Raw genomic sequence first — 10,626 nt, forward strand, 5'->3', positions numbered from 1 at the left:
TCAACTTTTCAAGTTAAGTGTCAGATCAAGTCGGAACTAATACACCTAAAACCCAATAACTCAAGCCGCTCAAGTACAGGATCTTTGTTATCGTTACATTGATTCCCCTTTTTGAGATCAATAATTTTTACAAACTGCTTTTGCTTCACTTGAAATAAGTTCACGATTAATCATCCTATTTCAATGCTAAAATTTTTCGAGCACCATTCAGTACGAAAAAGGAGACTATTATCCCGATAATCAAATCAGGGTAAGCAGAACCTGTCCATGCAACTAATACGCCAGCAATAATTACTCCCATATTCACAATGACGTCATTTGCTGAAAAAATCCAACTTGCTTTCATATGAGCACCACTATCTTTATGCCCAGAAATAAGATACAGACACGTCACATTTGCAATGAGTGCTAAGAAACCGATAATAATCATCAAATCTGATTCGGGTTCACTACCAAGTATAAATCGTCTGATTACATCAACAATAACGATTAGGGCTAGCAATAACTGAATCCATCCTGCAAAGTGAGCTGCTTTTATTTGATATTTTGCTGCCTTTCCAACCGCATAAAGTGCAATGCCATAAACAGCAGCGTCAGCGAACATATCGAGAGAATCTGCTATTAACCCTGTAGATGCTGCGATAATGCCACTTATAAATTCAATGAAAAAAAGCACAGCATTGATTGCGAGAAGAACTTTTAAAACTTTAGCTTGTTTTGTCGGATCAGAGCTGTCAGGTAATGTGCCCGTTGATTCAGTCGTACTTTCAAGCTTCGCACCGAAACCGAGAGCTTCAAGCTTTGATGTTATTTCTAAAAGACCATCTGTATGAAATACTTTTAATTTTCTATTTGGAAGATCAAAAACCAAGGCCTTTACTTCACCCAAAGGTGCTAAAGCCATTCGCACCATTTGTTCTTCAGCAGAACAATCCATTTTTGGAATAGTGTAATCACTAATGAAATTCCCGCTATTTGTATCCTTATTAGTATTCTCTAGTTGATCAATCATATCTGTACCACAACATGATTGGGTTTTTGTTGAACAAGACTGGTTAATACTACAAGTGTCTATTTCAATAGCACTTTTTGATTCATGATCCGTATTCTTACTGCAACAAGATTTATTCGTTTTTTCAATAGATTGATCTAATTTATTGCAAGATGCAGTTTCAGATTGATCAGATTCTAACTTAGTATCGTTGCAAGAATTTTCTTTATTACAGCTGCAACCACTCATAGATATGCCTATAGTCCTATTTTCACTTATTGCATATTAAAATCCCTATAGCTACTATAGAGTCAAGGTTTAATGACACCAAAGTTGAAGTGCTATGACTATTAAAATAGGTGAACTGGCTAAACGTACTGACTGTCCTGTAGTGACTATCCGCTTTTATGAAAATGAGGGATTATTGCCGCCACCGCAGCGGGGTGATAATAATTACCGGTTGTATGATGAAACGCTTGTTGAGCGTTTACAGTTTATCCGTCATTGTCGAGCATTAAATATGTCACTTGAGGATATTAAGAATCTTCTTAATTATAAGGACTGGCCTCAGCGAACCTGTGATCGAGTGAATGAGTTACTTGATCAGCATATTGAGCGGGTCGAGTCCTATATTCAAATCCAACTAAAACTAAAAGAACAACTTGTTTTTTTACGTGGTCAATGTTCAGGATCACGTACTACGGACACATGCGGTGTTTTACGTGAGTTATCGCAACTGATAACCAATCCTTAATTATTTAAAAGACTTGACTATAAAGAGCGTAAGGTATCTAATCACCAATGAAAACTCATTTATAGATTAATAAACAATGTTAGTAATAGTCTCTAGTTTCTAAATTAAATGAATTGCATGCGAACGTTTCTAGCTTTTTTATTAATGATATTCCTTCCGCTACAGGCTTCCTGGAGTGCAGCAGCTGTATTCTGTTATCATGAAAATGAAAGCAAGACCACTTGGCATTGGGGGCATCATGCTCCGGAGCTGGATATAGCCTGTCAGGAAAAGGCATCTTTCAAATATAAAGACAATGACAAAGCATCGAAATCTCAACCGAATTTAGCCAGTCATAGTGATCATTTGAATATTAATCATCATGCGGTTGAGCAGCAGCCATTGTCCGAAACAATGCTTAGACAGTTTGCATATTCTATTCATTTTGCATCTAATTCAACGATTTTTTATCAATCCCCTGTTCTGGAGCAACCTGAACCTCCTTTATGGTCTGTCTAAGTATCAATCGATCACTGGTAAGTAAATATATCATTTAACGATGCATTTGCTCACCGTTTTTCATGAATTGAGATATAGGCAGAGTTATGTTCTATTTTAATCTTTTTAAGCAGGCTAAATATGTCCTGTGTATCACCTCACTGACATTAATCAGCACTCCCCTCTGGGCTGAAAATGCACCAGCTGCAATCTTAACCACTCAGGCTCCCGCTGTAGGCTTACAGGAAAACCGGGCAGTTTTAACGCTGGATCAAGCCATTCAATTGGCGCAGCAATATCAGCCACTTCAGACCTTGTGGCAGAGCCGGCTAGAAATTGCTGAGGGCAATCTTAAGCAAAGTAGCTTATGGCAGAATCCTGAAATATCTTTTGAGCAAACTGGTTTTAAAAGTACCGTTGAACAAGAACGGAGCTTTGCTGTTTCACAAAAACTGGATTTGTTTGGTGTTCGTTCTGCTAAGAAAAAGCTGGCAACTATTACTTTAGATAGCGAGGCAACCAGACAATTGGCGTATCAGGCGCAGTTAAAACTGGCTGTTACTGCTGCATATTGGCGTGTTGCGCAGGCAGAGCGGCAATTGCAATTGATACAAGCACAGAGTCGCCTAAGTGAGGCTAGTGAGCAAGCTGCAAAACGTCGCCTAGAAGCCGGTCGCATCGCCGAAGTCGAGTATTCTCGCGTGCTCATTGCACATCAGCAAGTGTTGACTCAATTGGCTATGGCTCAAGCTGGTTTAAAAGAGGTGCGGTTTCAGTTAGCAAGATTATGGGGTAATACTCAGCCTGTTTTTATCAGTACTGCTGCACTCACGAGCAATAATATATGGCCTGAACTTGATGAAGCCGGATTAAATGTTTCCATACTACAGGATAGCCCACAGCAGCAATTATTGCAGCAACAGCAAAAACAGGCACAAGCTCGCCTTGTGTTGGCTAAAGCTCAGTCAAAACCACAACCCACTGTCAGTTTAGGCATTAACCAGACTCGCATACCCTCTATGCAAAATGATATGGACAATCGTTTAACCCTTGGTGTGTCTATGCCTATTCCGGTATTTAACCGCAATCAGGGCATAATACAAGCTACTCAAGCACTAAGCCATATCAGTATGGATCAGCAGCGTTATAACGTATCTTTGCGTGAGCAGCAAATTCAGGCTGGGCTAATTCGTTTGAATGCATTGTCGAGTCAGTATCAGCAGTTACAGCAGCATCAATTGCCACTGGCTAAATCTATTCAGCAAAAAACCTTAGAGGGCTTTGAGATAGGCAAATTCTCGGTAACTGAGGTGCAGCAGGCTACCCGGGAGTATCAGACAATCCAGTTTAATCAACTGCAACTATTGAGTCAGGCATGGCAATTGTCCCTGCAAATGCAAGCTATCAGTCTTGGGCTATCAGGCGAATTTGATATGAACGATGCCAATTACATGGATAACAGCCAGCTTCAATTATGGCAGGACACACTTTCTATACCGCTTATGGGTACAGGGGAATAAGTATGAATACACCACACACCAATAGTAAAAAACAAATTTTTCTGATTCTGGCAATTATTGCTATCACTGCCGTGATTGCTATTTTCCTGATGTTCTCTGATAGTGCCGATAGTAAAAAAGAGGTGGAGACCGAAACAAAAACGGAAATTACTAAGGGGAAAGATAAGGAAGTAGGTCATGAGGGGCATGCTGAAGAGTCAGAACATGCGCATGAGGCTTCGGAGGATATTGAGTTAAGTAACGCTCAGATTGCCAGTCAGCAGATTAAAATTGAAGCTGCCGGTATAGGTAGTATTAACCGTAATGTCAGCATCCCTGGACGCTTATTGGTGAATGCCGACCAGCAAGCGCATATTTCCCCTAACTTTACTGGACGAGTAGAAGCGGTATATGTACAAACCGGGCAATACGTGAAAAAAGGTCAGCCTTTGGCAACCTTACTGGTACCTGAGTTGGTGGATTTGCAGGCTAATATTCGTATGATGCAATCGCAGCTAGAGTTGGCAAAAAGTAATTATCAGCGTGAGAAAAGTTTGTGGCAAAAAGGGATTTCTGCCAAGCAGGATTATTTGCTGGCTGAAAATCAGTTTAAGCAGGCACAAATTGAAGTGAGTGCTGCTAAGTCGCGGATTAATGCTTATGGCGCAGCCAGCCAGAGTGCCGGGCGTTTTGACCTCAAATCACCTATTAATGGTGTGATTAACAGTAAGGATGTGGTGGTCGGTGAAAATGTACAAACAGCTACCCAGTTATTTCTGATTGACCGTCTGGATCAATTATGGCTTGAGTTTGTGGTGCCTGCCCAAATTGCTGACCAGATGACGCAACGTTTTAACCAGCAAGCCACAGTGAGTTTTAGTACTTCCGTCAGCCAGCAAGGCTTTAAAGCCAAACTGATGACCCTGACCCCTAGTGCTGATATGCAGACTGGCCGCTTGGTGGCGCGTGCGTTAGTGGATAACAGCAACATGCAACTGCGCCCGAATATGCTGGTGAATGTTCAGGTGGCGCAACAGGCGGCAGATCAGGCCGCACAGGTATTGGTAAAACGCAGTGCCGTGCAGCAGGTGGAAGGCAAGGATGTGGTGTTTGTAGCCGAAAAGAATAAGGACGGTGCACACTTTGCGCCCCATCCGGTCACTGTAGGCGCTGAAAGCACTGATCGTCAGTGGATTGCCATAAGGGATGGCTTGAAGCACGGCGAAGCCTATGTGTCCGAAGGCAGCTTTATCCTGAAATCCGAACTGGAAAAGGGAGAGGCCGAGCATGGACACTAAGCATAATGACAGCAAGGACATACAGACGGTTGTACTGGATAAGCCCGAACAGCAACAGCAGGACAGTGTGGAAAACCAGATTAAAATAGAAGGCTGGTTTGACCGCATTATCCATACCGCTATCCAGTTGCGTGGCTGGGTCATGCTGCTGGTGCTGGGGCTGGTGATTATTGGTGTGATGAGCTACCAGAAGCTGCCGATTGATGCCGTACCGGACATTACCAACGTACAGGTGCAAATTAATAGCGCAGCGCCCGGCTTTACCGCGCTGGAAGCCGAGCAGCGCATTACCTATCCGATTGAGCGGGTAATGGCGGGCATCCCCAAACTGGAGCTCACCCGTTCCATATCGCGCTATGGCTTGTCGCAAGTGACCATTATTTTTGAGGATGGTACAGATATTTACTGGGCACGGCAGATGATCAGCCAGCGTTTGCAGGAAGCCAAAAGCCAGATGCCGGAAGGTATTGAGCCCAGCATGTCGCCCATTTCCACGGGCTTGGGTGAAATTTACCTGTGGACCTTAAGTGCTGCGCCGGATGCCAAAAAAGCCGATGGCACGGCCTATACTCCGGCGGACTTGCGCGAGTTGCAGGACTGGGTGGTGCGTCCACAGTTACAGCGCGTACCCGGCGTGGCCGAGGTGAATAGCATTGGTGGTTTTGCCAAGCAGTATCTGGTACAGCCGGATATGAATGCCCTGCAAGGTTATGACCTGAGCATTGAAGATATCCGCATTGCCTTAAGCCTGAATAATGAAAACCGTGGTGCGGGGTTTATTGATTTAAACGGGCAGCAGCTGACCGTGCGGGTGCCCGGACAACTGGGTAGCCTGCTGGATATTGGCGCTGTGGTGGTAAGCCAGAAAAACGGCATTCCCATTAAGGTGTCTGATGTTGCCACGGTAAGCATTGGGCATGATTTGCGTACGGGTGCCGCCACCATGAATGGGCAGGAAACCGTGCTAGGTACTGCCATGATGATGATGGGTGCCAACAGCCGTGTGGTATCGCAGGCGGTAGATGAAAAAATTCAGGAGGTAAAGCGCAGCCTGCCGAAAGGTGTGGTGCTGGATACGGTATATAACCGTACCACACTGGTGGATAAAGCGATTGCGACTGTGCAGAAGAACCTGATTGAAGGGGCGATTCTGGTCATTGCGGTGCTTTTCCTGTTTTTGGGTAACATCCGCGCCGCCATTATTACCGCCTGTGTGATTCCGCTATCCATGCTGTTTACCTTAACCGGTATGGTGCAGCAACAAATCAGTGCCAACCTGATGAGTCTGGGGGCGCTGGATTTCGGCATCATTATTGATGGAGCGGTGGTGATTGTTGAAAACTGTATTCGCCGTCTGGCGGAAGAGCAGCACCGGCAGGGGCGTTTACTCACGCGGCAGGAGCGCTTTACCCAGGTATTTCTGGCCGCCAAACAGGCACGCCGTCCGCTGATTTTCGGCCAGCTGATTATTCTGGTGGTATACCTGCCGATTTTTGCCCTGACCGGGGTAGAAGCCAAGTTGTTCCACCCGATGGCGATGACCGTGGTGATTGCACTGATTGGCGCGATGATTTTGTCGGTGACCTTTGTGCCTGCCGCCGTTGCGCTGTTTATTACCGGCAAGGTGGAAGAAAAAGAAAACCGCATCATGCTGACCTTAAAGCGCTGGTATTTAAGCGCCTTAAATAGTGCCTATGCCTTTAAACAGGTGATGGTAGTGGCTGCGCTGGCCATCTTGCTGTTGACGGGTCTAATGGCCACCAAACTGGGCAGCGAGTTTGCCCCTACCCTAAGCGAAGGTGATTTTGCCCTGCAATCCATGCGCTCGCCCAGTACCTCGCTGGAAGAGTCCCTGCGTATGCAGGAACGCATGGAAGCCGCGCTGTTAAAGCAGTTCCCAGAAATTGAGCGTATTTTTGCGCGTACCGGTACAGCTGAGGTAGCCACCGATGTGATGCCGCCGAATATTTCCGATGGCTACATTATGTTGAAACCGAAAAGCGAGTGGCCAGACCAGAAGGAAACCCTGCCGGAGTTGCGTGAGCGCTTGCAGGAAGTGGTGGAGCATCAGGTGGGTGCGGTGAGTGAATTTTCCCAGCCGATCCAGCTGCGTTTTAACGAGCTGATTTCCGGCATCCGCAGCGATGTAGGCGTAAAAATTTTTGGTGATGACATGCAGGTGCTCAACCAGCAGGCCGAAATAATTGCCGCCAAACTGCGCCAGATTAATGGTGCGGCAGATGTAAAAGTGGAGCAGACCAGTGGCCTGCCCCTGCTGACTGTGGAGATTAAGCGGGATGCAGCGGCCTTGTATGGTTTAAGCAGCCAGCAGATTCAGGATACCGTGGCTGCGGCGATTGGTGGCACGGTGGCCGGGCAGATATTGCAGGGCGACCGCCGTTTTGACCTGGTGATTCGCCAGAGTGACCAGATGCGCAACCCGGAACAACTGGCACAGTTACCCATCCGCCTGAATACAGGGGGTGTGGTAGCCCTGTCGCAAGTGGCCGATGTGCGTATGGTGCTGGGTATTAACCAGATGAGCCGTGAAAATGGCAAGCGCCGTGTGGTAGTCACTACCAACGTGAATGGCCGTGACCTTGGTTCTTTTGTGTCCGACTTGCAGGCAACTGTGAGTGAGGTACAACTGCCAGCGGGGTACTGGGTGGATTACGGAGGTCAGTTTGAAAATCTGCAATCCGCCACCAAGCGTATGCAGATAGTGGTGCCGGTAGCCTTGTTACTGGTATTTGCCCTGTTGATTGCCGTATTTAACAACCTGCGCGACAGCGTACTGGTATTTAGTGGCGTGCCGTTTGCCTTAACTGGTGGCGTAGTGGCGCTATGGCTGCGCGATATTCCGTTTTCCATGTCGGCGGGGGTGGGTTTTATTGCCCTGTCCGGTGTGGCAGTGCTGAATGGTCTGGTGATGCTGAGCTTTATCCGTGAACTGCGCGACACTGGCTTAAGTGTGTATCAGGCCACCTGGCAGGGTGCTATTTTGCGCCTGCGCCCGGTACTGATGACGGCTTTTGTCGCCTCACTGGGCTTTGTGCCAATGGCGCTGGCCACCGGTACAGGGGCAGAGGTACAGCGCCCCCTGGCCACCGTGGTGATTGGCGGGATTATTTCTTCTACTTTGCTCACGCTGCTGTTCCTGCCGGTGGTATACCGCTGGCTAAACAGCCGTGCTGACAAGTTAAATGGTATGCAAGATAAGCCGGAAATGGATGTGTTGCAGATGGAAGGTCATTCAAGCGGTTAATCCAGTGGCATGGTCAGCATTGCCTGCTGACCATGCCGTGACTGCCTGCATGAATCTTTCTTCTTATATCCATTTATGGAGCAATTTCATGAAAATTAATATATTTTCACCCAATAACCGTACCCTGTTTTCGCGTGTACTGGGCTTTCTGTTGCTTGCATTGCTGGCGGTGTCCAGTGGGCGCTGGCACGAACAATCCTTACTGGTTGAGCATCTGTTATGGGTCAGTGGCTGGATTGCGGTGGGCATTGGTGCGCTGGGGCGCGTCTGGTGCAGTACTTATATTTCCGGCTTTAAAAATACCTTGCTGGTCACTGAAGGCCCATACTCTATCACGCGTAACCCGCTGTATCTGTTTAGCTTTATTGCCGGGCTGGGCGTCATGCTGCTCACGGAAACTTTCACATTTCCGCTGTTATTCAGCCTGCTTTATTTGTTGTATTACCGAGGGGTGATCTGGCAGGAGGAACGCTTTCTGCAACAGCACCACAGCGAACAGTTCCAGCATTATGTGCAGCAGGTGCCGCGCTTTTTTCCAAGGCTGGCTTTGTATCACGAGCCACCGAGCTATGTGGTATCGCCCCCGCATATCCGGCGCTTTCTGGGGCAGGTGATCTGGTTTTTCTGGATTGCTGCCATTATTCAGGTGCTGGAAGAATTGCGTTTACAAAACATTTTACCCACGTATTTCAGCTTTTATTAGCCTGTTTTTCCGGCAAGATAGGACGATGCCTGCCCGGCAGGTATCGTCAGCCATAAACAAAACCCTTTCACGGGAGAAAAAATATGAGTGGCAACCATAACCACAGCCACGTTCCAGCCGGGACAGGCCATAGCAAGCGTTTGTGGATGGCCCTGGGCTTAACAGCCTCTTTTCTGATTGTCGAAATTATTGGTGGCATTGTCACCAAAAGTCTGGCGCTGCTGTCTGATGCGGCGCACATGTTTACCGATGTGACCGCACTGGCCATTGCACTGGCGGCTATACAAATTGCCAAACGTCCAGCCGACCGCAAGCGCACCTTTGGCTATCACCGTTTTGAAATTCTGGCTGCGGCCTTTAATGCGCTGCTACTGTTTGCCGTGGCTTTTTATATTTTGTATGAGGCATGGGCACGCTTTCAAAGCCCGCCGGAAATCCAGTCCACTGGCATGCTGGTGATTGCCGCTTTTGGTTTGCTGATTAATATTATTGCCATGTACCTGCTGGTAGGTGGGCAAAAAGACAGCCTGAATGTAAAAGGGGCTTATCTGGAGGTGCTGGCCGATGCATTGGGTTCGGTGGGGGTAATTGTTGGTGCCTTAATTATCATGTTTACCGGCTGGCTGTGGGTGGATAGCGCTATTGCAGTAGCCATTGGCTTCTGGGTGTTGCCACGTACATGGATACTGTTGCGCGACAGCATTAATATCCTGCTGGAAGGTGTACCGGCGGATGTGGACTTGGATGCCATTGAGGCCGATTTAAAGGCACTGGACAATGTGACAGGTGTGCATGATTTGCATGTGTGGTCAATCACCAGCGGTAAACATACTTTGACTGCCCACTTGGTAGTTACTACCACAGATTGGCAAAAAGTTCTGGATGCGGCACAATTAATGCTGGCAAAAAATTACCAATTAAATCATGTGACCATTCAGTGTGAAAATGCAATATGTGAGGTAGGTCATATTGATGCCCATCAATTTAAACAGACTTCAGAAACTCACGATGATGCTTAGATACGGGAAGTCAATGTTGGCCAAGTTGCTGGCATTTATGTTGAGCATGCACTCAATTATAAAATCATTGTCAAAATGAAAGGTATTGCGACCAATAAGCAAGCCCTGCATAAAACGGCAGATGTTCACTCTCCAGTACAGCCGCCGGAAATTAAGTTTATTACCGTGGGGAAACAACAGGGTAGCCGGGAAGGGGATGGTTCGGCATTGCAGGGTACTTTATATATTAAAGGTGCCTGTATCTATGCAAAGGCAGTGACCAATGAGCTGTATTTGATGCCAGTATGATTCCTGATGGGTATTGGGATGATCGTCAACAATCTTTGATTTCGTCCGAAAGAAAGTTGATTAAATCAGGTGGTCGGATAATGCTGGGTGGTTCAACCTATACAGGGCCACAAGGACAGCTAAACTGGACAACAGCACCTGATAAAACGTGTGATCTGACCAATATCTGGATTGCTAATTCAATCAGTTAATCCAACACAAAGGGGCTTTCGTTAACGAAAGCCTTTTTATAAGCAAAGCAAGAAGTTGATAAATTTAACTACCAAAAAAATATTCTATTAAAACTATAAGCTTAGGCCATAAAATGTATAGAAAAGGGGTTAGGATAATTA

9 protein-coding genes and 1 pseudogene are annotated in these 10,626 nt (G+C 46.5%); 8 read left to right on the forward strand and 2 right to left on the reverse strand.

Annotation, left to right across the window (positions count from 1 at the left end; genetic code table 11):
• Positions 1-44 precede the first annotated feature (44 nt).
• A pseudogene (locus tag BKE30_RS15275) lies at positions 45-164 on the reverse strand (FeoA family protein); the annotation flags it as partial.
• 11 nt (positions 165-175) lie between these two features.
• On the reverse strand, positions 176-1,240 hold the full coding sequence (locus tag BKE30_RS15280) for a cation transporter (protein WP_034280373.1): 1,065 nt from the start codon (positions 1,238-1,240) through the stop codon (positions 176-178).
• Positions 1,241-1,334: 94 nt separating this feature from the next.
• Here BKE30_RS15280 and cadR point away from each other — a divergent pair, with 94 nt between their 5' ends.
• The 8 genes from cadR (at position 1,335) to BKE30_RS15320 (ending at position 10,294) form a co-directional block, all read left to right on the forward strand.
• A complete protein-coding gene (cadR, locus tag BKE30_RS15285; protein ID WP_026471972.1) occupies positions 1,335-1,745 on the forward strand; it encodes a Cd(II)/Pb(II)-responsive transcriptional regulator in 411 nt (136 codons plus the stop codon).
• A gap of 117 nt (positions 1,746-1,862) precedes the next feature.
• Positions 1,863-2,243 carry a hypothetical protein gene (locus tag BKE30_RS15290; protein WP_143253814.1) on the forward strand — a complete coding sequence of 127 codons (381 nt, stop codon included), beginning with the start codon at positions 1,863-1,865 and terminating at the stop codon, positions 2,241-2,243.
• Positions 2,244-2,329: 86 nt separating this feature from the next.
• Positions 2,330-3,742, forward strand: a complete 1,413-nt coding sequence (locus BKE30_RS15295) for a TolC family protein (RefSeq protein ID WP_076879420.1) — start codon at positions 2,330-2,332, stop codon at positions 3,740-3,742.
• A 2-nt stretch (positions 3,743-3,744) separates the two neighbouring features.
• The gene (locus BKE30_RS15300; protein ID WP_076879421.1) at positions 3,745-5,019 is read left to right on the forward strand and encodes an efflux RND transporter periplasmic adaptor subunit; all 1,275 of its coding nucleotides are present in this window, start codon (positions 3,745-3,747) and stop codon (positions 5,017-5,019) included.
• Positions 5,009-8,284, forward strand: a complete 3,276-nt coding sequence (locus tag BKE30_RS15305) for an efflux RND transporter permease subunit (protein ID WP_083698627.1) — start codon at positions 5,009-5,011, stop codon at positions 8,282-8,284. The genes BKE30_RS15300 and BKE30_RS15305 overlap by 11 nt, the downstream gene beginning before the upstream one ends.
• Positions 8,285-8,372: 88 nt before the next feature.
• Positions 8,373-8,987, forward strand: a complete 615-nt coding sequence (locus tag BKE30_RS15310) for a methyltransferase family protein (protein WP_076879422.1) — start codon at positions 8,373-8,375, stop codon at positions 8,985-8,987.
• An 83-nt stretch (positions 8,988-9,070) separates the two neighbouring features.
• Positions 9,071-10,006, forward strand: coding sequence for a cation diffusion facilitator family transporter (locus tag BKE30_RS15315; RefSeq protein ID WP_076879423.1), 936 nt, complete (start codon positions 9,071-9,073; stop codon positions 10,004-10,006).
• Positions 10,007-10,081: 75 nt separating this feature from the next.
• A complete protein-coding gene (locus tag BKE30_RS15320) occupies positions 10,082-10,294 on the forward strand; it encodes a hypothetical protein (protein WP_076879424.1) in 213 nt (70 codons plus the stop codon).
• Positions 10,295-10,626 lie beyond the last annotated feature (332 nt).

The organism is Alkanindiges hydrocarboniclasticus (assembly GCF_001982605.1).
Classification (GTDB): Bacteria; Pseudomonadota; Gammaproteobacteria; order Pseudomonadales; family Moraxellaceae; genus Alkanindiges; species Alkanindiges hydrocarboniclasticus.